Genomic DNA, 26,589 nt, shown 5'->3' with positions numbered 1-26,589 from the left:
ACCGCGCAACACGTCTGCCGTTCGACGGGAGAGTTCCTCTGACGGCACCGCGTCGGCCTCTAGGCTGTCGCGAGCGGGCAAAGGAGCTCGCGACAGCGAAGGCGCGCATCGGGAGGATACGTGGCTCTCAGCAACATCGAGATCGCTCAGGCGGCACACCTCGAGCCCATCGGCACGATCGCAGCGAATCTGGGCATTCCCGACGAGAGCATCGTGCCGTACGGGCACTACAAAGCGAAGGTCGCCCTGTCCTACCTGGAATCCCTGCGCGACAGACCGCAGGGCAAGCTCATCCTCATGACGGCGGTCTCGCCGACTCCCGCGGGCGAGGGCAAGACGACGACCACGGTCGGCCTCGGCGACGCCCTCACCCGGCTCGGTGAGAAGGCGATGATCTGCCTGCGCGAGCCGGCTCTCGGCCCCGTCTTCGGCATGAAGGGCGGCGCCGCGGGCGGTGGCTACGCGCAGGTCGTGCCGATGGAGGACATCAACCTCCACTTCACGGGGGACTTCTCCGCGATCGCGGTCGCCACGAACCTGCTCGCCGCGCTCATCGACAACCACATCCACCACGGCAACGCGCTCGGCATCGACGTGCGCCGCGTCACGTGGCGTCGCGTGCTCGACGTCAACGATCGCGCGCTGCGCGACATCGTTTCGGGCCTCGGCGGTCCGGGCAACGGCTACCCGCGCGAGTCGGGCTTCGACATCGTCGTCGCGAGCGAGGTCATGGCGGTGTTCTGCCTCGCGCGCAGCCTCGCCGACCTCAAGGAACGCCTCGGCGAGATCGTCATCGGCTACACGCGAGACCGCAAGCCGGTCCGCGCGCGCGACCTCAAGGCGCACGGCGCGATGACGGCGGTGCTGCGCGACGCGCTCGCGCCGAACCTCGTGCAGACGATGGAGCACACACCCGCGTTCGTGCACGGCGGCCCGTTCGCGAACATCGCGCACGGGTGCAACTCGCTCATCGCGACGGCGTCGGCGCTCCGCCTGGCGGACTACGTCGTCACCGAGGCGGGCTTCGGAGCCGACCTCGGAGCCGAGAAGTTCATCGACATCCTGTGCCGCTCGTCGGGGCTGTGCCCGTCGGCCGCGGTGATCGTCGCGACCGTGCGCGCGATGAAGTACCACGGAGGTGTCGAGGTCGCCGATCTGCCGACCGAGAACGTCGAAGCCCTGCGGCGCGGCACGGTCAACCTCGCGCGGCACCTCCGCACGGTGCGCGAGACGTGGGGCATCCCCGCGGTCGTCGCGATCAACCACCGTGCCGAGGACTCGGATGCCGAGGTGCAGGCGCTCATCGAAACGGTCGAGGCGGCCGGCGCGAAGGCCGTCGTCGCCAGGCACTTCGCCGAAGGCGGCGCCGGCGCCGAAGACCTCGCGCGCGAGGTCAAGCGCCTGTGCGACGACGAGACGCCTGACCTGACCTTCACCTACCCCGACGACGCGACGCTGTGGGAGAAGATGCGCGCGATCGCGACGCGGATCTACGGGGCATCCGACATCACCGCCTCGACCGCCGTGCGCGCGCAGATCCGTCGCCTGCAGGAGGAGGGCTACGGAGACTACCCCGTGTGCGTCGCGAAGACGCAGTACTCGTTCTCGACCGATGCCAAGCTGCGCGGAGCGCCTGAAGGACATGTCGTCGACATCCGCGAGGTGCGGCTCGCCGCCGGAGCGCGGTTCATCGTGATGATCTGCGGCGACATCATGACGATGCCCGGTCTTCCTGCCGTGCCCGCCGCCGACTCGATCGACGTCGACGACGACGGGCGGATCGTCGGCCTCTTCTGAGCGGAGCGCCCGACGGGCGCTTCGTCGCGCCTTCGGCTCGCTCAGCGACCGGGGTTGTACGGCTGCGGCTCGCTCGGCGACCGGGTGTGCGAGCGGCAGTACGCTCGCTGACATGGCGCTCACCGACATCCCGTTCCAGACGATGGAGGGCGAGACCAGGACGCTCGCCGACTTCGACGGCAAAGCCCTCCTGATCGTCAACGTCGCCTCGCGCTGCGGTCTCGCACCGCAGTACGCGACGCTCGAGCGCCTGCAGCGGGAGTACGGCGACCGCGGCCTGCAGGTCCTCGGCTTCCCGAGCAACCAGTTCCTGCAGGAGCTGCGCAGCAACGAGGCGATCAAGGAGTTCTGCTCGACGACCTACGGCGTCACGTTCCCGATCTTCGATCGCATCCGGGTGAACGGGCGCAAGGAGCATCCGCTCTACACCGAATTGAAGAAGACGCCGGATGCCTCCGGCAAAGCCGGCCGCGTCACGTGGAACTTCGAGAAGTTCCTCGTCGCGCCCGACGGCACCGTCAAGCGCTTCCGCCCGCACACCGAGCCGGACGACCCCGCGGTGATCGCCGCGATCGAGGAGGCGCTGCCGGGTTGACGGTCACCTCGCGTACGGGAACGTGCGCACGCGCTCGACCCGGAACCGGTGGGGGAGGGCCTGCTCGTCGCGAGTGCCGTCTGCACGCGGGAACTCGAACACGTCGAGCATGAGCTGCACCGGGTAGTCGATGCGCTGCGCGACCGTCTTGACCCACCGGTGGTCGATGTAGAACCGCAGTTCGTCGGGCGTCCACGCGACGGCGTAGTCGTGGAACTCGGTGAGGTCGCCCTCGACGCGCACCTTCTCGAAGTCGGTCTCGAGGCCGGGGTCGTTCTGCGCCTTGACGCCGACCCCGACGAGGCCGCCCGTGTCGTCGATCTCGGAGCCGAAGATCTCGGCGACGCAGATCTCGCCCGAGCGCTGCGGCTCGTCCTCGAAGCCGATCGGCCAGAAGGCGACCATCACGTCGGGGTGCCGGACAGCCGCCATGCGGACTTCGATCACGCCGTACTGCACGAGATGCAGGCGGCGCTCGGGCTGCGCTTCGCGCACGACGAGGTCTGGGCGGAAGCGGTGCTGCCCGACAGTCGAGCCGACGGGGCCCGAGTACTCGCCGGTCTGCAGGTGGGACACCCGGATGCCGCCGTCGAACTCCGGCGACCACGGAGGGGTCTCGGCGTCGATGAGCAGCTCGAGGCCGGCCGGCGCGACCGAGTACCGCGCCTCGGTGCGCTCCCGCGACGACCAATGCGGCAGGTAGTACGGCCACCACACCGTCTCGTCGAGCACGCCCTCGTCGAAGTGCTCGTCGAGGTCGGGGGCGCGGCCGTCGAGATCGAGCGGCGTCTCGGGATGACCCATGCCGCCATTGTGCTCCGCGCAGGCGACATCCGCATTCGCGGCGGGAAAGGGACCAAAGACCCCCGACCCCCGCATCCGCCCGGCATACCGTCGCCCGTATGGAGACCATGAAAGCACTCGTGTTCCACGGACCCGGCCAGAAGTCGTGGGAGGACATCCCCAAGCCGAGGATCCAGCGGCCCACCGACGTCATCGTGAAGATCGAGACGACGACGATCTGCGGGACCGACCTGCACATCCTCAAGGGCGACGTGCCCGCCGTCGCCGACGGCCGCATCCTCGGTCACGAGGGCGTCGGCACGATCGTCGAGACGGGCGACGCCGTCGAGACGCTGAGCGTCGGCGACCGCGTGCTCATCTCGTGCATCTCGGCGTGCGGCCGGTGCGAGTTCTGCAAGAAGGGCGTCTACTCGCACTGCCTCGGCGACGAGGGCGCATCCGGCATCGGCTGGATCTTCGGTCACCTCATCGATGGGACGCAGGCGGAGTTCGTCCGGGTGCCGTACGCCGAGACGTCCGTCTACAAGCTGCCGGACTCGGTGTCGAACCGCGACGCCGTGATGCTCAGCGACATCCTGCCCACCGGCCACGAGATCGGGGTCAAGTACGGCCGCGTGAAGCCAGGTGACGTCGTCGCGGTCATCGGCGCCGGTCCGGTCGGCCTCGCGGCCATCATGACCGCGCAGCTCTACGGGCCATCGCGCGTCATCGCGGTCGACCTCGACGAGAACCGGCTGCAGCAGTCTCTGGAGTTCGGCGCGACCCACACGGTCGTGTCTGGCGAGGGGGCGAAGGAGCGCGTGCTCGCGCTCACGGACGGACTCGGCGTCGACGTCGCGATCGAGGCGGTGGGCGTTCCGCCGACGCTCGGACTCGCGTTCGACATCGTGCGTCCTGGGGGCGTCGTCGCGAACGTCGGCGTGCACGGCAAGCCGGTCGAGCTTCCGATCCAGGACCTGTGGATTCAGAACATCACGCTCACGACGGGGCTCGTCAACACCGACACGACGGACATGCTCCTGAAGATGGTCGAGTCGGGCAGGCTCGCGGCGGCGAAGTTCGCCAGCCACGAGTTCGCGCTCGCGGACATCCTCGAGGCGTACGACGTGTTCGGCCGAGCGGCCGAGACGAAGGCCCTCAAGGTCGTCATCCAGGCGTGATCGGGACGGATGAGCCGGGGCCGCCATCCGGCCCCGGCCCGCTCACCGCGGTCGCCGCATCCGTCACCAGGGCATCGGACCGTGCTTCGACACGTACGTGCCGGTCGGGCCGTCAGGCGCGACCTGCGCCATGCGCACGACGATCTCGGCGGCCTCCTCGACGGTCTGCGTTCCGGTGTTGCCGTTCAGGTCCGTCTTCGTGTACCCGGGCTCGACCGCGTTGATGCGCATCTCGGGCAGCGCCTTGGCCAGCTGGATCGTGATGACGTTGACGGCGGCCTTCGACGCCGGGTAGGCGATGCCCTGGTAGAAGTGCGTGTAGCTCTGCGGATCGCTCAGCATGGAGATCGAGGCGAGACCGCTGGACAGGTTGACGATCACCGGCGCAGGCGAACGACGGAGGATCGGCAGGAACGCGTGGGTCACCCGCATCGTCCCGAACACGTTCGTGTCGAACACGGCCTGCAGGTCGGCCGCGGTGGTGTCGACGGGCGACGGGATGCTGTTGTCGGGCAGTCGCGGCTCGACGCCCGCGTTGTTGATCAGCACGTCGATCCCTCCGGCATCCGCGATCGTGTCGGCCGCGGCGGCGACGGACGCCTCATCCGTCACGTCGATCTGGACGAACTCAGCGCCCAGCTCCGCGGCCGCCGCACGTCCGCGCTCCTCGTCGCGTGCGCCGAGGAAGACGCGATGTCCGGCGGCGATGAGCTGCCGCGCGGTCTCCTTGCCGATTCCTTTGTTCGCTCCGGTGATGAATGTGGTAGTCATGTCTTCGACTTTCACCGGAAGTCGATTCCTCAGCCAGGTCCCCGGTTTTCCTGAGACTGACAGTGCCAGGATGAGCGGCGCCAGCCCGCGGAGACGCGCGGATAATGGCTCCGTGGCGACCTGGGATCTCGGCCGGGCGATCCGGTCCTGGCGCGATCGGCTGACCCCTGAGCAGGCGGGTCTCCCGGTCGGGCGACGGCGCCGCGCGCCGGGGCTGCGTCGCGAGGAGCTGGCCGGACTCGCAGGCATCAGCGTGGACTACCTGACCCGCCTCGAACAGGGGAGGGCGACGACTCCGTCGCCGCAGGTCGTCGAAGCGCTCGCACGCTCGCTGCGGCTCGCCGACGCCGAGCGCGAGGTGCTCTTCCACCTGGCGGGGCTGACGGTGCCGGGCCCGGGGATCGTGCCGACGCGCATCAGCCCGAGCGTGCAGCGGCTCCTCGATCGCTTCACGCACACGCCGACTGTCGTCTTCGACGCGACATGGACGCTCGTCACCGCGAACCCCGCGTACAACGCGCTGATGGGCGACACGACGCGCCGGTCCGGGCTGGAGCGCAACGCGGCGTGGCGATACCTGCACGGGCTTCCGAACCGTGTGCGGATGTCGGCCGAGGAACGCGATCGCCTCACCGAGCAGCTCGTCGCCGACCTCCGCGCGGCCGCGGCGCACTATCCCGACGATCCGCGCGTGGCGGAGCTCGTCCAGTCGATCGTCGAGTCCAGCCCGCGGGCGGCCGAGCTGTGGCGGTCGGGAAGCGGCACGACCGATCACCCGCCCGCACGCCGCAAGGTGATCGACCATCCGCAGGTCGGGCCGATCGAGCTGGACTGCGACACCCTCATCGTCGCGGGCGACGACCTGCGCATCATGATCTACACGGCGGAGCCGGGCAGCGAGGACGAGAGTCGCCTCGAGCTCGCGATCACCCTCGGGACCCAGCAGTTCACCGCACGATGAGTCGCGCGGCTGTACGTCGCCCTGTCGGGACCGCACAACCTCCCGGGTCGACGGTCGTCGGATGCGTTGTACAACATGTCCAATCGACTTTGCGCGGAGTTGTGGGAGTCCTACCGTCAGAGTGACTTCCCCTATCGATGCCGAAAGGTGATCACCCATGGCAGACGCCGCCGTCCGCATCAAGAAGCCCGCCACCAGCAAGCGCACGCCCGCCGGAGGCGCCCCGACCGCCGCGCACAGCGCAGCCGAGGCATCCGAACCGCGCATCGACGTCGCCTCGGTGACCGACCTCCTGCTCGGAACGTGGGCGGACACCCGCCGCGAAGCACGCGAGATGATCAAGGACCCCGCGTTCTGGCGCATCGACGGGCAGCCGATGCCCGAGCACCGCGAGCGCGTGCTGAGCCAGCTGCACCTGCTCGTCGAGCACGGCGGCTCGCGCCGCGCCTTCCCGAAGGAGTACGGCGGCCTCGAGGACAACGGCGCCAACCTCGCCGGCTTCGAGGAGCTCGTGCTCGGCGACCCGAGCCTGCAGATCAAGTCGGGCGTGCAGTGGGGCCTCTTCGGCTCGGCCATCTACCAGCTCGGCACGAAGAAGCACTGGGACACGTGGCTCCCGGGCGTCATCGACCTGAGCCTGCCGGGGGCGTTCGCGATGACCGAGACCGGCCACGGGTCGGATGTCGCGTCCATCGGCACCACGGCGACGTACGACCCCGAGACCGAGGAGTTCGAGATCCACACGCCGTTCCGCGGCGCGTACAAGGACTACCTCGGCAACGCCGCGCTGCACGGCAAGGCGGCGACCGTGTTCGCGCAGCTCATCACGAACGGCGTGAACTACGGCGTGCACTGCTTCTTCGTGCCGATCCGCGACGACGAGGGCGACATGCTGCCCGGCATCAAGAGCGAGGACGACGGCGTCAAGGGCGGTCTCAACGGCATCGACAACGGTCGCCTCGCGTTCGACCACGTGCGCGTGCCGCGCTTCAATCTGCTCGACCGCTACGGGCAGGTCGCGCCCGACGGCACCTACACGAGCGACATCGCGAGCCCGGGCCGCCGCTTCTTCACGATGCTCGGCGCGCTCGTGCAGGGCCGCGTCTCGCTCGACGGCGCGGCGACGGTCGGCACGGCACTCGCACTCCACATCGCGATCACGTACGCGAACCAGCGCCGCCAGTTCGACTCGGGCACCGGCACCGACGAGGTCGTGCTGCTCGACTACGGCAAGCACCAGCGCCGCCTGCTGCCGCTCCTCGCCCAGAATTACGCGCAGTTCTTCGCGCACGACGAGCTGCTCAAGAAGTTCGACGGCGTGTTCTCCGGCCGCACCGACACGCCCGACGAGCGCGAGGACCTCGAGACGCTCGCCGCGGCGCTCAAGCCGCTGAGCACGTGGAACGCGCTCGCGACGATCCAGGAGGCGCGCGAGGCGTGCGGCGGCGCGGGCTTCCTCGCCGAGAACCGCCTCGTCGGCCTGCACCAGGACCTCGACGTGTACGTCACGTTCGAGGGCGACAACAACGTGCTCCTGCAGTTGGTCGGCAAGCGCCTGCTGAGCGATTTCGCGAAGCAGTTCAAGGGGGCGGATGCGGCGAAGCTCGCGCGCTACGCCGTCGGCCAGACCGCCGGCAAGGTGTTCCACGGTGCGGGGCTCCGCCAGCTCGGGCAGGCGGTCGCCGACCTCGGCTCCACGGCTCGCTCGGTCGAGCTCGGGCTGCGCGAGGAGCAGCAGCACGAGCTGCTCGCCGGCCGCGTGCAGCAGATGGTCGCCGATCTCGCGGCTGCGCTGCGCCCGGCGTCGAAGCTCTCGCAGGCCGAAGCAGCCGAGCTGTTCAACGCCCACCAGGCCCAGCTCATCGAAGCGGCCCGCGCGCACGCCGAGCTGCTGCAGTGGGAGGCGTTCACCGACGGCGTGCACCGCATCTCGGACGAGGGCACGAAGCAGGTCCTCATCTGGCTGCGCGACCTCTTCGGCATGCACCTGATCGAGAAGCACCTCGCGTGGTATCTCATCAACGGACGCCTGTCGACTCAGCGCGCGGCATCCGTCTCGCGCTACATCGATCGCCTCGCAGCCCGCCTCCGCCCGCACGCGCAGGACCTCGTCGACGCCTACGGCTTCGAGCCCGAGCACGTGCGCGCGCCCATCGCGTCGGGCGCGGAGCAGCAGCGCCAGGACGAGGCGCGCGAGTACTACCGCGCGCTGAAGGCGTCGGGACGGATGCCCGTGTCGGAGAAGTCGCTCAAGAAGAAGTAGCGCCACGCGTCGGCGCCGCGAGATGAGGGAATCTCGCGGGACGAGGGCTCATCCGCCGACGGCGGCCTCGTTTCGCGGCATTCCCTCGTCTGAGCGGGCAGTCGGGCGGAAGCGGCGGCCGGTCACTCCGACCAGCCGCACATGCCGCACTCGCCGCTCGCCGACACCTCGACGAAGCAGTTCGGGCACATCGCCCGCGTGACATCGCGAGTGCTCGGGGTGCGGCGCGCAGGCGCGCGCTCGGCACGCGGTCGGGCCTTCGCGCGCGGCGCGGCAGCCGTCGGAGCCTCGCGCCGCACCACGACCGGGCGGTGCTCGGCGCAGTAGAAGCGCACGAACCCGTCGTGGTTCTTCGGATGCCGGTGCTTGACCGCCCACAGCTCGGTGCGCGGCCGCGGCTCGGAGTCGGCGCCGCACGTGAAGCAGCGCGTCGGGTCGCCGGGGACGACGTCGGCCACAAGGACGGGGGTCTCGAACGGGATGGCGTCCCGCCAGTCGGACGACGCGACGATCCTCATGACATTCCTCTCGTGCGGTGCCGGGGGCGCACCCGCCCTTCAACGGTAAGCGACTCGAGCCGCTGCCGTCTCCGGCCCTGTCTGAGACGATCCGTCCGTTCGCGACACGACAGTGGTGAGGCCGCGTGCGCAAGGGCTTCAGTGCACGCATGCTTCGCGAGGGGATCGCGTTCGGGGCGCGGTCCCCTCGATCGCGCTTCCAGGACGGCCGATGTCGGTGTCGGCGCGCGCCGCTAGCGTGGGCGGCGTGAGCCTCGATGTCGCCGTCGACGAGAACGGGGTCGCGCGTTGCCGATGGGCCGACTCCGACCCGGAATACCGCCGCTACCACGACGAGGAGTGGGGAACGCCGCTGCACGGCGATCGCGCGCTGTTCGAGAAGATGAGCCTCGAGGGCTTCCAGGCGGGGCTGTCGTGGATCACCATCCTGCGCAAGCGTCCTCGGTTCCGCGAGGCGTTCGCGGGCTTCGATCCCGAGATCGTCGCACGGTTCGGCGACGACGACGTCGAGCGGCTCATGGCCGACGCGGGCATCGTGCGCAACCGGGCGAAGATCCTCGCGACGATCTCGAACGCGCGGGTCGTGGCCGAGATGGCCGAGGGCGAACTCGACGAGCTCATGTGGTCGTTCGCGCCGCAACCGGATGCCCGGCCGAGGCCCCGCTCGTTCGCCGAGGTCCCCGCCACGACGCCTGAGTCGAAGGCCATGAGCAAGGCCCTTCTCGCGCGCGGGTTCCGGTTCGTGGGCCCCACCACGATGTACGCGCTCATGCAGTCCGCGGGCATGGTCGACGACCACGTCGAGGGGTGCTGGCGTGCGGCATCCGGCTCGTCCGTCGCGGTTCGTGGGGATTTGTCCCCATCGAGATCCGAGCCCGCCGCGACGTAGCCTGACCGAGGCGATCGGGCGGCGCGGGAGATCACCGCCGTGTGGAAAGGGCTCGTCAGATCGGCGATCCCCGGGTTAGGCTGGGTGCTTCCCCCGCCCATTCCCCCCTTCGTCGTGAGCCGAATCACCTCGCCCGTCGCCACGCACGTCGTCTATCCCGCCTGGAGGAGGCAGAGGACCCCGTGAAAGCGTCGTCGTGGCTTCGCGCGCGCCCGCGCACCCTCGCATCCGCGGGGATCGTGACGGCCGGCGCGGTGGCGATCAGCACGATGGCGTTCCTCTACGAGGGCTTCCCGACGACCGAGGTCGACCTGCACGACGGGGGAGTGTGGGTCACCAAGCAGTCGAGTCTGCTCGTCGGTCACTTCAATCACGAGTCGCGCGTGCTCGACTCGGGGCTGCGCACGGTCAGCGACGAGTACGACATCCTCCAGTCCGGCGATGACGTGCTCGTCGTCGACAAGGCGGGCTCGTCCGTCACGGCGGTCGACCCCGCGATGGTCGTGCTCGGCGACAACGCGCAGGTGCCGGGCGGCGCCGACGTCGCGCTGGGCGGCTCGACCCTGGCGATCCTCGACCCGAGCGCCGGCTCGCTGTGGGTGCTGCCGGCGAAGGCGGTCGCGAGCTTCGAGGTCGCGGGCAACGAGCCGGCGGCGGAGCTCGGCGAGGGCGCCGACGTCGTCGTCGGCCTCGACGGCACGGTCTACGCCGTCGCACCCGCGACAGGCGAGGTCGTCACGATCCGCATGGGCGGCGACGGTGATCCTGCCGAGCCCGAGCGCGCCTCGCTCGACGGGCTCGGCAAGGAGGCGGATGCCTCGATCACGGTCGTCGGCGACGTCCCGATCGTGCTCGACAACGAGAGCCGCACGATCTGGAGCACGCAGGGCCTGCGCGCCGAACTCGCGGTGGATGGGGCATCCGTGCTTCAGGCTCCTTCCGAGCCGAACGACGCCGTCATGGTCGCCTCTCGCGAAGCGCTGCTGCGGGTTCCGCTCGACGGCTCCGAGATCACCGAGACGAAGGCCGAGGGTGAGGGCACCCCGGCCGAGCCGGTCTTCCTCGAGGGCTGCGCGTACGGTGTGTGGTCGGGGTCGACCGCGTTCGTGCGCGACTGCGTCGGCGAGGCCGACGACCAGTCGACGACGGTGCCCGGCGCCAATCCGGATGCGTCGCTCAGGTTCCGTGTGAACCGCGACGTCATCGTGCTCAACGACGTCATCGGCGGCGCGGCGTGGATGGCGAGCGAAGACCTGCAGAAGGTCGACAACTGGGAGGACATCACTCCGCCCGAGGGTGAGACCGACGAGAACGACGACGAGACGACCGACGAGACCGTCGAGACGACTCTCCCCGAGCGGTCCGCGATCAACACCCCGCCCGTCGCAGTGGACGACGAGTTCGGCGTCCGCCCCGGCCGCACGACGATGCTGCCGGTGCTCGACAACGACTCCGACGCCGACGGCGACGTGCTCACCGTCACCATCCCCGATCAGGGGCCGTCGTTCGGCGAGGTGCAGTCGATCAACAACGGCTCGGGTCTGCAGATCGCCGTCCCGGAGGATGCGACCGGCACGACGACCTTCCAGTACGAGGCCGATGACGGCCGCGGCGGACGCGCGCGCGCGAACGTGCAGCTCACCGTGCACGACTGGAGCATCAACGGCGCGCCGAAGCAGAACCGCCTCACGGCGATCGCGGTCGAGTCCGGCGGCGTCGTGTCGTACAACGTGCTGCCCGACTGGATCGATCCCGACGGCGACGACGTCTTCCTGAGGTCGGTCACACCGGCCGAGGGCGACGAGGCCGACTTCACGGCCGACGGCCGCATCACCTATCGCGCGCTCGGGCCGACGCAGGGCCGCAAGGACGTGGTCATCTCCGTGTCCGACGGAAGCGAGGTCACCGAGGGAGTCGTGCGCTTCGACGTGCGCCCGCCCGGTTCGACACTCCCCGTCGCGAACGCCGACCACGTCGTCGTGCGCGCCGGCAAGTCCGTCACGGTCTCGCCGCTCGCGAACGACACGAACCCGAGCCGCGAGCCGCTGCGCCTCACGCGCGTCGACGAGACGCCCGGCGCATCGCTGTCGCCCGACTACGCGAACGGGCGCTTCGCGTTCTCCGCGAAGCAGCCGGGCGTCTACTACGTGCAGTACCTCGTGTCGGCGGGGTCGCTGTCGGCCCCCGGCGTCGTGCGTGTCGACGTGCTCGAGGACGCGGAGACCGACCTGCCGCCGATCGCGGTGCGCGACGTCGCGCTGCTCCCGAGCGGTCGCGAGGTGCTCGTCGACGTGCTCGCGAACGACTCCGACCCGTCGGGCGGCATCCTCGTCGTGCAGTCGGTGACGGTCGAGCAGTCGAGCGGCATCTCGGTGTCGGTGCTCGGCCACGAGACGCTGCGCATCACCGACCAGGGCGCGCTCGCCGAGCAGGTCACGGTGAAGTACACGATCTCCAACGGCAAGCACAGCGCCGACGGCGAGGTCGTCGTCATACCGATCCCCGCGCCGTCGAAGCTGCGGCCGCCGGTCGCGAACGACGACCGCGTCGTCGTTCGGGCGGGCGACGTCGTCACGATCCCGGTGCTCGAGAACGACTACCACCCCAACGGCGACACGATGCACCTCGCCTCGGAGCTGGTGGAGCCGCTGCCGGAGCCCGAGGACGGTGAGATCTTCGTCGCCCAGGACACCGTGCGCTTCCGCGCGGGCGACGAACCGGGCATCGTCTACGCGACGTACGAGGTCGTCGACAGCACCGGTCAGAAGGACGCGGGGTACATCACGATCCAAGTGCTTCCGGTGACCCCCGAGACCAACCAGGCGCCGCGGCCGGAGGAGCTGACGGCCCGCGTCGTGGGCGGCGCGACGGTGCGCATCGCGATCCCGCTCGACGGGATCGACCCCGACGGCGACTCGGTGGACCTCCTCGGCATCGCATCCGCGCCCGAGAAAGGCCGCATCTCGCAGGTCGGCCCCGACTGGCTCGAGTACCAGGCGGTCGGCGACTCGGTCGGCGTCGACGAGTTCACCTACCGCGTGCGGGACCGCCTCGGCGCCGAGGCGACCGCCTCCATCCGCGTCGGCATCGCCCCTGCGGGGTCCATCAACCAGGCGCCGTACGCGGTGAAGGATGCGATCGTCATGCGCCCGGGCCGATCGGTCGCGGTGCCCGTTCTCGCAAACGACTCCGACCCCGACGGCGACCAGATCACGCTCGTGCGCAACGGCGTCGAGACGGCCGACGTGCCGGGTCTGTCGGCGGAGGTCCTCGGCGACCGCATCGTGGTCACGTCGCCCGGCAGCGAGGTCGTCACGTCGCTGCAGTACCGCATCCGCGACGTGCGCGGCGCCGAGGCGATCGGAGTCCTCCAGATCACGGTCGCCGACGACGTGCCGCTCATGAAGCCGATCGCGCGCGACGACCGCATCCTCCCGCAGGACGTGGAGGACGCATCCGTCGACCTCGAGGTGCTCGCCAACGACGAGGATCCCGACGGCGTGGTCGCCGACCTCGAGGTCACCGCGGAGGGCACGGGCGTCCGCGTGCTCCCGGACGGCCGCCTGCGCATCGAGATCGGCGACGAGGAGCGCCTCGTCCAGTACCGCATCACCGACCGCGACGGCCTTCAGGCGACCGCGTTCGTGCGCGTGCCGTCGCTCGACTCGCTGCCGCCGACGCTCGCGACGACGGAAGGCGTCGAGGTGAACAGCGGCGAGACGATCGAGATCCCGCTCGCCGACCATGTGCGCACATCGCGCGGCACGCGTGCGGTGATCACGGAGGCGGCGAAGGTCTCCGCCGTGCACGGCGACGGGTCAGAGCTCGTGAAGGACCAGACGACACTCGTCTACACCTCCGAGCAGGGGTACTTCGGCCAGGACGCGATCACCTTCGAGGTGACCGACGGCACCGGGCCCGACGACCCGGACGGCCTCAAGGCCACCCTCACGCTCCCCGTCACGGTGCTGCCTCCCGACAATCAGCAGCCGGAGTTCCTCAACGGCCAGATCTCCGTCGCCCCGGGCGAGGAGGCGAGCCGCCTCGACCTGAGGGCCCTCACGACCGACCCCGACCCGGGTGACGTCGCGCGTGCGTCGTACACGCTCGTGGGCGGTGCACCGAGCGGACTGAGCGCGTCGATCTCCGACGGCACGCTGAGCGTCAGCGCGGATGCCGCCACACCGAAGGGCACGCAGGCGACGCTCCGGGTGCGCGTCACCGACGGCGAGACCGAGCCGATCGAGGGCGACGTCGTCGTGACGGTGACGGCCTCGACGCGCACGCTCCCGACCGCGAACGACGACGTCATCGACGAGGCGAACCAGGGCACGACGATCACGGTTCCGGTGACGGCGAACGACTTCAACCCGTTCCCCGACCGGCCGCTGAAGGTCGTCGCGGCCGCTGTCGAGACGGGCAACGGCACCGCTGAGGTGCGAGGCGACCAGGTGGCGGTGAGTCCGAGCAGCACGTTCGTCGGCACGATGGTCGTGCGCTACCGCATCCAGGATGCGACGGCCGACGTCGACCGCGAGGTCGAAGGACGCATCCTCGTCACGGTGCAGGGCCGGCCCGAGGCTCCCGGCACACCGTCCGTGTCGAGCGTGCAGGACCGCACGGTGGTGCTGTCGTGGACGCCGCCCGCCGACAACGGCGCGCCGATCACGAAGTACGTCGTGTCGTCGACGCGCGGCGACTACTCGAAGGACTGCGCGGCCACCACGTGCACGCTCGACGGGCTGACGAACAACGTCGAGTACAACTTCACCGTCGTCGCGGTCAACCGCGTCGGCTCGTCCGACCCGTCGCCGGCATCGCCGCCGGCGCGCCCCGACGCGCGCCCCGACACGCCTCAGCCCCCCACGATCACGGGCTTCGGCGACCGCAGTCTCTCGATCGCGTGGGTGACGCCGCCGACGCCCGGTTCGCCCGTCGAGTACTTCACGCTCGAGATCTCACCCGCTCCTCCGTCGGGCATCCCCGAGAAGACCAACATCACGGGCAACACCTACGTGTGGGAGGGCCTCGAGAACGGCACCGCCTACCAGGTGCGCGTCAAGGCGCACAACCGGGCGCCGGATGCCTCGAGCTACAGTGCGTGGTCGGCGACGGAGATCCCCGCGCGTGCGCCCGAGCCCGTGGCCGCCCCGTCGACCCAGCGACTCCAGCCGGTCGGCAACCAGGCGCAGCTGCAGGTCTCGTGGGCGGCGCCCGCCAACAACGGTGCACCCATCGCCGGGTACGAACTGCAGGTGATGCGCGGCGGCTCGGTCGTCAGCACGATCCCCGGCATCCCGGCCACGCAGACGAGCCAGGCGGTCGTCGTCGACACGTCGACCACGGACTACACGTTCCGGCTCCGGGCCAGCAACAAGGCCGGCTGGGGCGAGTGGGGCGCGCAGTCCGCACCTCGCCGTGCCTTCACCCCGCCCGGTGCGCCCACGATCACGGGCGTGACCCCCGGCGACCGCAGGCTCAACGTCACCTACACGCCGGGTGCCGGAAACGGCGCGACGGCGAGCGAGCTGCGGTACGAGTACTCGCTCAACGGCGGCGGCTGGCAGGCCTTCAACGGGTCGACGATCACGGGTCTGACGAACGGCACGACGTACCAGGTGCGCCTGCGCGCGTACACGTCGATGGACGGTGTGCGCTACGACGGCGCCCCGTCGGCGTCGTCGGCGGGAAAGATCCCGTACGGACCGGTCAACACACCGGGAGCGGGCGCCAAGGCGAGCGGTCAGAGCATCACGTACAGCTGGAGCGCTCCTGCGCCGAACGGCCGACCGATCCAGCGCGTGCAGATCAACATCAACGGCAACGGGTGGGAGAACGTCTCCCTCAACGGCAACCGCACGATCAACCACGGCTACGACTTCAAGGGCACGATCCAGGTGCGCGCGTACGACAGCGAGGGCCAGGTGTCGGCCGTGCGGTCGGCGTCCGACACGACGGCGCAGCGACCCCAGGCGTCGGCGCAGGCGGGCAAGGGCAGTCGGACGAACAGTCCGACGTGCACGAGCACGCAGTGCGCCTACCTGACGGTCACGACGCAGAACTTCCCCGCGGGGGACTACCGCATCTCCTGCAACGCGACCGGCCCGTACGGCGGCACCCCGTTCGCCGGCGGCGGGACGTACCACCTCCCGGCGAACGGCACCATCCAGCTCGGCTGCTACTTCGGTGACAACGGCGAGCAGGTGTGGGTGACGATCCACGGCTGGGGCGATTCCAAACGCACGACCTGGTAGGGCCGGCACGGATACCGACGACGACAGACACAGCGATACGAGAGAGATGACCATGACGATGACACCGGAGCAGGCCGCCTGGTTCCAGGGGACCTTCACGCGCCTCGTCGACAACGTGGACCGAGCCCTCATGGGCAAGCGCGAGGTCGTGGGACTCGTGCTCGCGGCGATGCTCGCCGAGGGCCACGTGCTGCTCGAGGACGCGCCCGGCACCGGAAAGACGAGCCTCGCCAAGGCGCTCGCGGCGACGGTGCAGGGCACGAGCTCGCGCATCCAGTTCACGCCCGACCTCCTGCCGTCCGACGTGACGGGCGTCACGATCTACGACCAGCAGGCGCACCGCTTCGAGTTCCACCGCGGTCCCGTCTTCGCGTCGATCGTGCTCGCCGACGAGATCAACCGGGCGTCGCCCAAGACGCAGTCGGCGCTCCTCGAGGTCATGGAGGAGTCGCGTGTGACCGTCGACGGCGTGCCGCACGAGGTCGGCCGTCCGTTCCTCGTCATCGCGACGCAGAACCCCGTCGAGCAGGCGGGCACGTACAAGCTGCCCGAGGCGCAGCTCGACCGCTTCCTCGTGAAGACGAGCATCGGCTATCCCGACCTCGCGGTGGCGGAGCGCATCCTCGCCGGCGCCGCCGATCGCAACCCGTCGGCGCACCTCCCCGCGATCATCACGACCGGCGCCGTCGCCGACATGGCCGACCTCGCCGCGACGGTGCACGTCGAGCCCGCGGTGCTGCGCTACACGGCGCAGCTGGCCGAGGCCACGCGCGCGGATGCCTCTGTGAACCTCGGCGTGTCGGTGCGCGGCTCGCTCTCGCTCATCCGCATCGCGAAGGTCTGGGCCGCCGCGCAGGGCCGACACTTCGTGACGCCCGACGATGTCAAGGCGCTCGTCGGTCCGGTGTGGACCCACCGTCTCGTGCTCGACCCCGAAGCCGAGTTCTCGGGCACCACCGCCGAGGCCGTCATCGCCCGCACGCTCGAGAGCGTCCCCGCACCGCAGGCGAGGGCCGCCGCCTGATGACCTCCGCGACCCTCGCGTCGGCCGAGCCCACGCAGAACGAGTCCCCGCGCAGCGCGTCAGCGGTGCGCGAGGACGCCGTGGGCGCGCCCGCGGGGGACCGCAAGGCGAGATGGACGGATGCCGCGGCGCCCGTCGCCGCAGCGGTCCTGCGCCGCGCGCGGTCGGTCGCGGGAGTCATCCGCCCCATCGCGTGGGTGCTCATCGTCGCGGCGATCGCCCTGTGGATCGCGGGCAGCGTGCTCGGCTGGTGGGAGCTCACCGTGGCGGCGGTCGTCATCACGTTCGTGCTGGCGCTGTGCGCGCTGTTCCTCATCGGACGCACCGCCTACGACGTGTCGCTCGATCTCAACCGCACGCACGTCGTGGTCGGCGAGCGCGCGGTCGGCGCGCTCACGCTGTCGAACCCCGGTGGGCGGGCGATCCTGCCGTCGCGCGTCGTGCTCCCGGTCGGCGCCGGTCGCGGCGTGTTCGACGTGGGCCGCCTCGCCGCCGGCGAGTCGGTCGAGGAGCTCTTCGCGATCCCGACGTCGCGTCGCGCGGTGCTGCCGGTGGGTCCGGTGAGCGTCGTGCGCGGCGATCCGCTCGGTCTCTTCGAGCGCGTCCACCGTCGCGACGAGCCCGTCGACCTGTTCGTCCACCCCAAGACGGTGCGCTTCGAGGGGCAGTCGCTCGGGTTCGTCCGCGACCTCGAGGGTCTCACCGCGCGCGACCTCTCGCGCGACGACGTGTCGTTCCACGCGCTGCGCGAGTATCAGCCGGGCGACGACCTGCGGCACGTGCACTGGCGCTCGTCGGCGCGCACGGGTGATGTCATGGTTCGGCAGTACGAGGAGACGCGCCGTTCGCACTTCGTCATCGGCCTGTCGTGCAATCCGTCGGACTATCGCGACACCGACGAGTTCGAGCTCGCGATCTCGGCCGCCGGCTCCCTCGGCCTCCGTGCCGTGCGCGACTCGCGGCGCGTCGACCTGCGAGTGCAGGGCCGCTCGGTGGCCGCCACGACGGGCAAGCGCCTCCTCGACGCGCTGTCGGCGCTCGAGCCGTCGAAGCCGCGCGACGGCGACATCCTCGACCTCACGACCGCCCTCGTGGCGACCGTCGAGCTCGCGAGCATCGTCGTGCTCGTGTGCGGCTCGGGCGTGAACCCGGCCAAGCTGCGCGCCGCGTGCGGGCGGGTCCCCTTCGGGGCGCGCGTGCTCGCGATCGTCACGCACAGTGGCGCCACCCCGTCGCTGCGCCGCGTGGGCGAGGCGGATGTCGTCACGATCGGCGAGCTCGACCAGCTCCCCGCCGCCCTCCGGAAGGTGCTCGCATGAGCGCGCCGAACGACGCCCCCGTCGTCGAGCGGGAGAAGCGCGAGGAGGCTCGCGCCGAGGCCGCGCGCCGCCGCGAGCAGCGCACGCGCCGCGCGGCGGAGCGGCGGGCGAACGCGACGACCGCCACGCGCCGGTGGGTGCTCGACCTCGCCGCCGCCGCGCTGCTCGTCGCGGTGCCCATCGCCGGGTTCTGGCCCACGTTCGGCGGCCCCGCGTACCTTCCCGCCGCGGTCGGCGGAGCGCTCGTGGGCCTGGCTGTCGCCGCGTTCGCGGCGCGCCTGCGATGGGGCGTGCTCGAGCAGGCGGGCCTCGTCGTGCTCGCGTACTTCCTGCTCAGCCCGGCGCTCGCCGTCCCGCAGACGACGATCCTCGGCGTCATCCCCACGCTCGAGTCGTGGATCCAGCTCGGCACCGGCATCGTCACGTCGTGGAAGCAGCTGCTCACGACGTTCGCGCCGGTCCCGGCATCCGAGCAGTTCCTCATCGTCCCGTTCCTGCTGTCGCTCGTCGCGGCGACGCTCACGGCCGGCTTCGGCCTGCGCCTGCGCCACGCGGCATGGGCTCTCCTTCCCGCCGCGGCGTACCTCGCGACGCAGATCGCGCTCGGCACGTCGCAGCCGGCGATCCCCGTCGTCGAGGGCATCGTGTTCGCGGTGGTCGCGGTCGTGTGGCTCGCGCTCCGCGAGGCGTGGGCCCCGTCATCGGCCGCCGTGTCGCTCGGAAGCGCGGACGGGGGAGCGGATGCCGCGAGGAGCGGCTCTGCGCGCCGCGCGCTGCTCGGGTCGGGCGTCATCGCGATCGCGGTCGTCGCGGGCGTCGCCACGAGCGGGTTCGCCGCGCCTGCGTCGCCCCGGTACGTCCTGCGCGATGTCGTGATCCCGCCGTTCGACGTGCGCGAATACCCGAGTCCGCTGCAATCGTTCCGCTCGATCGTGCGCGACTACCCCGCCGACACGCTCTTCACGGTCACGGGACTGCCCGAGGGTGCGCGCGTGCGCCTCGCGGCGATGGACGCCTATTCGGGCACCGTCTACAACGTGTCAGACGAGGGTCCCGGATCGTCGAGCGCGTTCGTGCCGATGCGCGACACGATGTCGCCCACCGTCGAGGGCACCGAGGCGTCGGTGCGTGTCGAGATCGGCGAGCTGGAAGGCGTGTGGATGCCCGAGGTCGGCTCCTTGACATCCGTCCGCTTCGACGGCGACCGCGCCGACGACCTGCGCCGCTCCGCCCACTACAACGCCGAGACGCAGACCGCCGTCGTGACGGCCGCGCTCCAGGAGGGCGACGCGTACGACCTCGACGTCGTCGTGCCCTCCGTGCCCAGCGACAAGGCGCTCGAGGGTGTGGGCTTCGCGCCGGTTCGGCTTCCGAAGCAGCAGGGTGTCCCGAAGGAGTTCGCCGAGATCGCATCGGATGCCGCGGCCGACGCGTCCACGCCGATCGAGCAGGTCCGCGCGCTCCAGGAGATGCTGTCGACCGAGGGCTTCTTCAGCCACGGGCTCGAGGGCCAGCCGCTCTCGCGCGCCGGCCACGGGGCCGAGCGCATCACGTCGCTGCTCGGCTCGGAGCAGATGGTGGGCGACGACGAGCAGTACGCCGTCGCGATGGCGCTGCTCGCACGTGAGCTCGGCATTCCGGCCCGCGTCGTGCTCGGGTTCTACCCCGACGACGACCGCGCCGATGAGCCCGTGTTCGAGGCCAACGGCGAGAACGTGCACGCGTGGGTCGAGGTCGCGTTCGACGGCGTCGGTTGGGTGCCGTTCGACCCGACGCCGCCGGAGGACCAGGTGCCCAGCGACCAGGAGACCAAGCCGCGCGCCGATCCCAAGCCGCAGGTGCTGCAGCCCCCGCCGCCGCAGCAGGAGCCGGTCGACCTGCCCCCGACGATCCCCGACGAGCGCGAGCCCGAGGAGGGCGACGACGGCATCGGCGCCATCATCTGGGCGATCGTGTCGATCACGGCCGCGACTCTCGGCATCCTCGCGCTTCTGGCGTCGCCGATCATCGTGATCGGCGCGCTCAAGGCGGCGCGTCGCCGTAAGCGCCGCAACGCGGAGCGCGCGGCCGACCGCATCAGCGGCGGGTGGGACGAGCTCGTCGATCGTGCGGTCGACTACGGCACGCCGGTGCGCGTCGGCGCGACCCGCCAGGAGGACGCGGTCCTCGTCCGCACCACGCTCGAGGAGCCGGCGGTCACGACCCTCGCCGACCGCGCGGACGCGCAGGTGTTCGGCCCGACCGAGCCCACGCAGCAGGACGTCGACGAGTTCTGGCGCCAGGTCGAGGAGATCGTCGGCACGATGGGCAGCCGCACGACGTTCTGGCGCCGCGTGCGTGCCCGCCTGTCGCTGCGCTCGCTGCTGGCCGGCACGCGCTTCGCCCTCGCCCGTCCGTTCGCCGCGGCACGGGCGTCGGCCTCCACGTCGTCGCGCCGGTCCCGCACCGCCGCCGATTCCCGCACCCCTTCCGAACCCGCGGAGACCGCATGACCAACCCGCCCCCCGCAGCAACGGCCGCCGTGCCCGCCACGATCGCGCGCCGCGTCGGCGCCTACGTGATCGACGTCGCGATCGCGTTCGGCATCTCGCTCGTGCTCGTCGGCGTGTGCGCCGCGATCATCTTCGCGATCGGTCCTGCGTGGACCCAGACCGCGCTCGCCCTGACGGGCCTCCTCATGTACGTCGGCATCGGCTTCGCAGCGCTCGCGTGGGGCCTCGTGTACACGGCGATGCAGGGCGTGCGCGGATCGATCGGCCAGCGCCTGGTCGGCATCAGACTGGCGGATGCCGCGACCGGTGCTCCCATCGGATTCTGGCGCGCGCTCGTGCGCAACATCGTGTTCGGCCTCGCCGGCTCGATCGTCGTCGGCTACTTCTCACCGCTCTTCGACTCGAGCGCTCGTCGCCAGGGGTGGCACGACAAGGTCGCATCCGCCGTCGTGGTAGACCGCGACGAGGCCGAGGCCCACGCTGCCGCCGCGACCGCCGTGGCGAGCGTCGGGGCCCCCGTCCAGCGGCTCGCCTCACCCGTCGGCGCGCCCACCCCCGCCCGCGGGTTCGCCGCACAACCGCACGCGCCCGCCGGCGGATCGTCGAGCGCCCCGACCGGCCACGTCCTCACGGGTGCGGCCGCGGCGCAGGCGGCCCCCGTGTACTCGGGAGCCGTCCCGCCCCGCCCGCCGCTTCCGCCCCGCCCGCCGGTCCCCGCACCGCAGGCCGCTCCCGCGGCGAAAGCCGCTCCCGCGGCCCAGGCCGCTCCGGCACCGCAGGCCGCTCCCGCGGTCGTCGTGCCGTCAACGGGGATGATCGCGCACGTCCCCGGCATCACCGGCGACCGTCCGCGTGCGGATGCGGCATCCGACTCGACCTCCGGCGACGAGCTCGACGCGACGCTCGCGGCGCGTCCGAACCGCACGTCGACACTCGCGGTCCCGCGGCCCGCCCTCGACCCGGACGCGCGTGCGATCGCGGTGCTCACGTGGGACGACGGCGGCCGCATGGCCGTGTACGGGCGCACGCTGTACGGCCGCAATCCCGCCGCCGAGCCGGGCGCCGTGAGCGTCGCCGTGCGCGACGAGACGCTCTCCCTGTCGAAGACGCACTTCGAGATCGGATGCGACGACGCGGGCGCGTGGATCGTCGACCGCCACTCGACGAACGGCACGGTCCTCGTGCGCGACGGCATGCGGCATCCGCTTCTTCCCGGTCAGCAGACGAACCTGCGCCCCGGTGACCGCCTCGAGTTCGGGGACCGCAGCGCGACGGTGAGCGAGCCTTCATGACGCAGTCTCCGGTGACGGTGGTGCACGGGTCGGCGACCGACCCGGGCCTGCGCCGCCGTGTCAACGAGGACTCGTTCATCGCGTCGTCGCCGCTTTTCCTCGTGGCGGACGGGATGGGTGGGCACTCCGCCGGTGAGATCGCGAGCGCGACCGTCATCGACGAGTTCTCGAAGCTCGCCGGACGCGCGAGCCTCACGATCGACGAGGTGCATGCGACGCTCGCGGAGGCGCGCCGCCGCGTCGAGGCGCTGCCGCCCGGCATGGGCGCGGGCGCGGGCACGACCCTCACGGGCGTCGTCATCGCCGACATCGACGGTGAGGGTTACTGGCTCACGATCAACCTCGGAGACTCCCGCACATACCGCCTGAGCGACGGCGAGTTCGAGCAGATCAGCGTCGACCATTCGATCGTGCAGGAGCTCATCGACAGCGGTGAGCTCGACGCCGCCGCCGCGACGCGCGACTCCCGCCGCAACGTCATCACGCGCGCGATCGGTGCGGGCAGCGAGTCCGAACCCGACTACTGGCTCATCCCCGCCGAGGAGGGCGACCGCATCCTCGTGTGCTCCGACGGGCTGTCGGGCGAGCTCGACAGTGACGCGATCCGCAGGGTGCTGCTCGCCGAGCGCGATCCTCAGGCCGCCGCGACGCGACTCGTGCACGAGGCGATGCTGCACGGCGGCCGCGACAACATCACGGCGCTCGTCGTCGACGCCGTCCGTGTACACTCGCGCGCGCCCCGCGCAGGACACGACACCCTGCCCGGTGAGTCGGTCGCCGATCACATCGACGGCGACACGCTCCCGCGCGCGGTCGCAGGAGGAGGCTTCTGATGTCGGTGCACTATCGACCCGGCGAGATCCCCGTCGCCGTCACCCGCCGCGGTGCGGTCGCCCTGTCGGCCGACACGCCGCCCGCGCTCGCCGTCCGCATCTGGACCGAGGTCGCCGAGGGCCGCGGGCTCGCGGCGGTGCTCGAGGCGCTCACGGGCACGTTCGGCACATCGCTCGCGTCGCTGCCTCCGTTCGCGGTCGCGCTTGCCGAGGGCACGTCGCTGCGCGTCGCGGTCCGCGGCTCGCTCGTGCTCGAGGTCGACACGGCCGCCGGGCGCGAGACGATCTCGGGCGCCGGCGTCACCACGTGGACCGAGCGCGTGCTCGTCGAGGTCTCGCACGTGACACTCCGCACCTCGGCGACGGCCCAGCGCGACGACGACCCGGGGCTTCCGATCGCCGACGGTGTGGTGCTCGCGTCGACGGTCGAGTGGGTGCCGGATGCCGCATCCGCCGCCCCGGCCGAACCGGTCGCGGCCGGGGCCGAGCCGGCACCCGCCGACACCCCGGCCGAGGAAGTCGTCCCGCAGGCGACCCCGGCCGCGGTCGCCGAGCCGGCCGCCGAGGACGGCGATGCCGCCGCGGCCGGCGCGCCGCAGGGCCCCGTCATCGCCTCGGTCCCGCTCGACGGCTCGATGGTCGAGACGCTGCTCCCGTCGGAGTCGACGATCGCTCCGGCATCCGCCGCCGCGGTCGCCGCGGCCGAGCCCGCCGTCGGAGACGACGAACTGTGGGGCGAGACCATCGCGCGTCCCGTAGGCGGCGCGGCCCCCGCGCCGACGGTGGAGGGCGACCATGACGGCGAGACGATCTCGGTCGCCCAGGCTCGTGCGCTGCGCACGGAGGGCATCGTCGACTCGGTGCCTTCGCCGCTCGCCGCCCCGCGGCCTCCCGCGCCGGGCCGCATCCGGCTGTCGACCGGCCAGACGCTCCTTCTCGACCGCACGGTCGTGATCGGCCGCCGCCCGCGTGCGACCCGTGTGACCGGCACCGACCTTCCGCACCTCGTCGCGGTCGACAGCCCCCAGCAGGACATCTCGCGCAGCCACATCGAGCTGCGGGTCGAGGGCGACAGCATCGTCGCCACCGACCTGCGCACGACGAACGGCACGACGCTCGTCCGTCCGGGCGGTGACCCGGTGCGGCTGCACCCGGGGGAGCCGACCGTCGTCGTGCCGGGGGATGTCATCGACCTCGGCGACGGGGTCACGGTCACCGTCGAGGGGATCTCGTGAACGCGAAGCGCACTCCGCAGGCGCCTCCCGAGCTGCCCGGCTTCACGTACGTCGACGTGCTCGGCTCGGGGGGATTCGCCGATGTGTACCTGTACGAGCAGCACCTGCCGAAGCGACGCGTCGCCGTCAAGGTTCTGCTCACCGAGCGCATGTCGAGCGGCTCGGTCGCAGAGTTCACGGCCGAGGCGAACGTCATGGCGATGCTCTCGACGCATCCGGCGATCGTCACGATCTACCAGGCGGGGGTCGCCGGCGACGGACGGCCGTACCTCGTCATGGAGTACTGCCCGAAGCCGAACCTCCAGGTGCGCTACCGCCGCGAGCCGTTCTCGATCGCCGAGTCGCTGCGCGTCGGGGTGCAGGTCGCCGCGGCGGTCGAGACGGCGCACCGCGCGGGGGTCCTCCACCGCGACATCAAGCCCGCGAACATCCTCGTCACGGAGTACAACCGCCCGGCGCTCACCGACTTCGGCATCGCGTCGACGACGAGCGCGGCGGCCGAGTCGGCGGGACTGTCGATCCCGTGGTCGCCGCCCGAGTCGTTCGCCGACGTTCCGCGCAGCGAGGTGCGCTCCGACGTGTACGCGCTCGGTGCGACCGTCTACACACTGCTCGCCGGCCGCTCGCCCTTCGAGCAGCCCGGGCGCCGCAACACCGCCGCCGAGCTCATCCAGCGCATCGAGACGGCGCCGCTCCCGCCGCTCGACCGTCCCGACGTGCCGGCGTCGCTGCACGCGGTGCTCGCGCGCGCGATGGCGAAGTCGGTGACCGACCGCTACGAGAACGCCCTCGCGTTCGCCCGTGCGCTCCAGAAGGTCCAGATCGAGCTGTCGCATTCGGTGACGCCGATCGACATCCTCGACGACGGCGTGACCGACGAGATCGTCGAAGACGAGGACGACGGCCTCACGCGCGTGCGCGGCGTCGTCAGCATCAACCCCGAGACGAACCCCGCGGCCGGTCTCACACGTCCGTCGGCGACGACGGCGCCGTCGCGGCGCGAGCCGGAGCAGGTCGCGCCGTACGCGGATGCCCCCGACGACACCGTTCGCCGCGCATCCGCTCACTCGGCGCCTCCCGTGCCGTCCTCCGTACCGGGCGTCGCAACGCCCGCGCCGGGGCGGTTCGACGACATCGACGACATCGACGCGACGAACCTGCGGATGCCGGCGGATGCTGCCGAGCCGGCACCCGCGCCGCCCACCCCCTCGCGCAAGGGCCTCGTGATCGGGCTGGTCGCCGCGGCGGCCGTCGTCGTGATCGCGGTCGTGCTGGCGGTGTCGCTTCCCGCCCTGCTGGGCGGAACACCGGATGCCGCGCCCACCCCGCCCGCGACCTCGGCGCCCAAGGATCCGATATCCGCCCTCGTCGCCCCTCCGACCGATCTCGAAGGCGCCCCGGCCGCCGGCGGCGTCGAGTTCACGTGGACGAATCCCGATCCGCAGGAGGGCGACCGGTTCCTCGTCGGGGTCGTGACGCGCGCCGACCAGGAGCCCGAGCTCGAGGCGGTGACCGAGCCGACCGTGACCGTTCCCGCCAACCCCTCCGGCACGACGTGCATCGAGGTGATGGTGGTGCGTACGAACGGACAGTCCTCCGATCCGGCGAAGGGATGCGTACCGTGAACAGCGTCGAGCCTCGCGTGACCGAGCCGCGGACCGACCGTCTCACGATCGAGTTCGCCGGCGAGATCTTCCACGTCGACCCGTCGCAGACCTTCACGGTGGGACGCGAAGGCGATCTCGCGATCGACGACAACCTCTTCCTCCACCGCCAGTTCCTCACGATCGAGCAGGTGGACGGGCTGTGGATCCTCTCGAACGTCGGCAGCAGGCTGTCGGCGACCGTGACCGACTCGGGCAGCCGCGTGCAGGCGTGGCTCGCGCCGGGGGCGCGTCTTCCGCTCGTGTTCGCGGCGACCACCGTGATCTTCAGCGCGGGACCCACGACCTACGAGCTGACGATCCACGCGGCCGAGCCCACGTTCCGCGAGACGCAGACGATCGACGACGAGTCCGACGGGCTCTCGACGATCGGCGAGGTGCCGCTCACGGCGAGCCAGAAGCTCATGATCCTCGCCCTCGCCGAGCCCGTGCTGCGCCGCGAGGGGACGGGCATGAGCGAGCTGCCGACATCGGCGCAGGCCGCCGAACGCCTCGGCTGGACGCTCACGCGCTTCAACCGCAAGCTCGACAACGTCTGCGACAAGCTCGACCGCATCGGCGTGCCCGGGCTCCGCGGCGGGGTGCGCTCGTTCGCGACGAACCGGCGCGTGCGGCTCGTCGAGCACGCGATCTCGGCGCGCCTCGTGACGCGTGACGACCTTCCGCTCCTCGACGAGGAGCGCGACGCGAACGGCGACGACGACGCGTGATGCGCGCA

General features: G+C 71.3%; 18 protein-coding genes. 15 read left to right on the top strand and 3 right to left on the bottom strand.

Going from position 1 to position 26,589, the window contains the following annotated elements; all coding sequences use genetic code 11:
- Positions 1 to 120 precede the first annotated feature (120 nt).
- The gene (locus VNR19_RS12570; protein ID WP_325727256.1) at positions 121 to 1,797 is read left to right on the top strand and encodes a formate--tetrahydrofolate ligase; all 1,677 of its coding nucleotides are present in this window, start codon (positions 121 to 123) and stop codon (positions 1,795 to 1,797) included.
- A gap of 112 nt (positions 1,798 to 1,909) precedes the next feature.
- Complete coding sequence (locus VNR19_RS12565) at positions 1,910 to 2,392, top strand: glutathione peroxidase (RefSeq protein WP_325727254.1); 483 nt, start codon at positions 1,910 to 1,912, stop codon at positions 2,390 to 2,392.
- A 3-nt stretch (positions 2,393 to 2,395) separates the two neighbouring features.
- On the opposite strand, the gene VNR19_RS12560 is transcribed toward VNR19_RS12565, so the two are convergent.
- On the bottom strand, positions 2,396 to 3,196 hold the full coding sequence (locus VNR19_RS12560) for a glycoside hydrolase family 16 protein (RefSeq protein WP_325727252.1): 801 nt from the start codon (positions 3,194 to 3,196) through the stop codon (positions 2,396 to 2,398).
- A gap of 107 nt (positions 3,197 to 3,303) precedes the next feature.
- Here VNR19_RS12560 and VNR19_RS12555 point away from each other — a divergent pair, with 107 nt between their 5' ends.
- A complete protein-coding gene (locus tag VNR19_RS12555; protein ID WP_325727356.1) occupies positions 3,304 to 4,356 on the top strand; it encodes a zinc-dependent alcohol dehydrogenase family protein in 1,053 nt (350 codons plus the stop codon).
- A 63-nt stretch (positions 4,357 to 4,419) separates the two neighbouring features.
- Here the strand turns inward: VNR19_RS12555 and VNR19_RS12550 are convergent, their stop codons facing one another.
- Entirely contained in the window at positions 4,420 to 5,127 is a 708-nt protein-coding gene (locus VNR19_RS12550) for an SDR family NAD(P)-dependent oxidoreductase (protein ID WP_325727250.1), read from the bottom strand.
- A gap of 112 nt (positions 5,128 to 5,239) precedes the next feature.
- On the opposite strand from VNR19_RS12550, the gene VNR19_RS12545 reads away from it, so the two are divergent.
- Both VNR19_RS12545 and VNR19_RS12540 read left to right on the top strand, forming a co-directional pair.
- A complete protein-coding gene (locus VNR19_RS12545) occupies positions 5,240 to 6,088 on the top strand; it encodes a helix-turn-helix transcriptional regulator (protein ID WP_325727248.1) in 849 nt (282 codons plus the stop codon).
- Positions 6,089 to 6,245: 157 nt separating this feature from the next.
- Positions 6,246 to 8,351 carry an acyl-CoA dehydrogenase family protein gene (locus tag VNR19_RS12540; protein ID WP_325727246.1) on the top strand — a complete coding sequence of 702 codons (2,106 nt, stop codon included), beginning with the start codon at positions 6,246 to 6,248 and terminating at the stop codon, positions 8,349 to 8,351.
- Positions 8,352 to 8,473: 122 nt separating this feature from the next.
- On the opposite strand, the gene VNR19_RS12535 is transcribed toward VNR19_RS12540, so the two are convergent.
- Positions 8,474 to 8,869 carry a glucose-6-phosphate dehydrogenase gene (locus VNR19_RS12535; RefSeq protein ID WP_325727244.1) on the bottom strand — a complete coding sequence of 132 codons (396 nt, stop codon included), beginning with the start codon at positions 8,867 to 8,869 and terminating at the stop codon, positions 8,474 to 8,476.
- 211 nt (positions 8,870 to 9,080) lie between these two features.
- Between VNR19_RS12535 and VNR19_RS12530 the strand changes: the two genes are divergently transcribed.
- The 10 genes from VNR19_RS12530 (at position 9,081) to VNR19_RS12485 (ending at position 26,581) form a co-directional block, all read left to right on the top strand.
- Complete coding sequence (locus VNR19_RS12530; RefSeq protein ID WP_325727242.1) at positions 9,081 to 9,758, top strand: DNA-3-methyladenine glycosylase I; 678 nt, start codon at positions 9,081 to 9,083, stop codon at positions 9,756 to 9,758.
- A gap of 182 nt (positions 9,759 to 9,940) precedes the next feature.
- Positions 9,941 to 16,012: an Ig-like domain-containing protein gene (locus tag VNR19_RS12525; RefSeq protein ID WP_325727240.1), complete on the top strand. Its 6,072-nt coding sequence runs from the start codon at positions 9,941 to 9,943 to the stop codon at positions 16,010 to 16,012.
- A 52-nt stretch (positions 16,013 to 16,064) separates the two neighbouring features.
- Positions 16,065 to 17,036: an AAA family ATPase gene (locus VNR19_RS12520; protein ID WP_325033294.1), complete on the top strand. Its 972-nt coding sequence runs from the start codon at positions 16,065 to 16,067 to the stop codon at positions 17,034 to 17,036.
- Positions 17,036 to 18,355 (top strand): DUF58 domain-containing protein, encoded by a 1,320-nt coding sequence (locus VNR19_RS12515; protein ID WP_325033295.1) that lies wholly within the window; start codon positions 17,036 to 17,038, stop codon positions 18,353 to 18,355. Before VNR19_RS12520 ends, VNR19_RS12515 begins: the two co-directional genes overlap by 1 nt.
- The gene (locus tag VNR19_RS12510) at positions 18,352 to 20,847 is read left to right on the top strand and encodes a transglutaminase-like domain-containing protein (protein WP_325727237.1); all 2,496 of its coding nucleotides are present in this window, start codon (positions 18,352 to 18,354) and stop codon (positions 20,845 to 20,847) included. The genes VNR19_RS12515 and VNR19_RS12510 overlap by 4 nt, the downstream gene beginning before the upstream one ends.
- On the top strand, positions 20,844 to 22,139 hold the full coding sequence (locus VNR19_RS12505) for an RDD family protein (RefSeq protein WP_325727235.1): 1,296 nt from the start codon (positions 20,844 to 20,846) through the stop codon (positions 22,137 to 22,139). Before VNR19_RS12510 ends, VNR19_RS12505 begins: the two co-directional genes overlap by 4 nt.
- On the top strand, positions 22,136 to 22,972 hold the full coding sequence (locus tag VNR19_RS12500; RefSeq protein WP_325727233.1) for a PP2C family protein-serine/threonine phosphatase: 837 nt from the start codon (positions 22,136 to 22,138) through the stop codon (positions 22,970 to 22,972). The genes VNR19_RS12505 and VNR19_RS12500 overlap by 4 nt, the downstream gene beginning before the upstream one ends.
- On the top strand, positions 22,972 to 24,207 hold the full coding sequence (locus tag VNR19_RS12495) for an FHA domain-containing protein (protein ID WP_325727231.1): 1,236 nt from the start codon (positions 22,972 to 22,974) through the stop codon (positions 24,205 to 24,207). Before VNR19_RS12500 ends, VNR19_RS12495 begins: the two co-directional genes overlap by 1 nt.
- The gene (locus VNR19_RS12490; RefSeq protein ID WP_325727229.1) at positions 24,204 to 25,832 is read left to right on the top strand and encodes a serine/threonine-protein kinase; all 1,629 of its coding nucleotides are present in this window, start codon (positions 24,204 to 24,206) and stop codon (positions 25,830 to 25,832) included. Before VNR19_RS12495 ends, VNR19_RS12490 begins: the two co-directional genes overlap by 4 nt.
- A complete protein-coding gene (locus VNR19_RS12485; protein WP_325727228.1) occupies positions 25,829 to 26,581 on the top strand; it encodes a hypothetical protein in 753 nt (250 codons plus the stop codon). The genes VNR19_RS12490 and VNR19_RS12485 overlap by 4 nt, the downstream gene beginning before the upstream one ends.
- Positions 26,582 to 26,589: the final 8 nt, after the last annotated feature.

Source organism: Microbacterium sp., from assembly GCF_035556355.1.
GTDB lineage: Bacteria > Actinomycetota > Actinomycetes > Actinomycetales > Microbacteriaceae > Microbacterium.
Note: the sequence above shows the minus strand (reverse complement) of the source record. Positions and strands in the feature narration are given on the sequence as shown.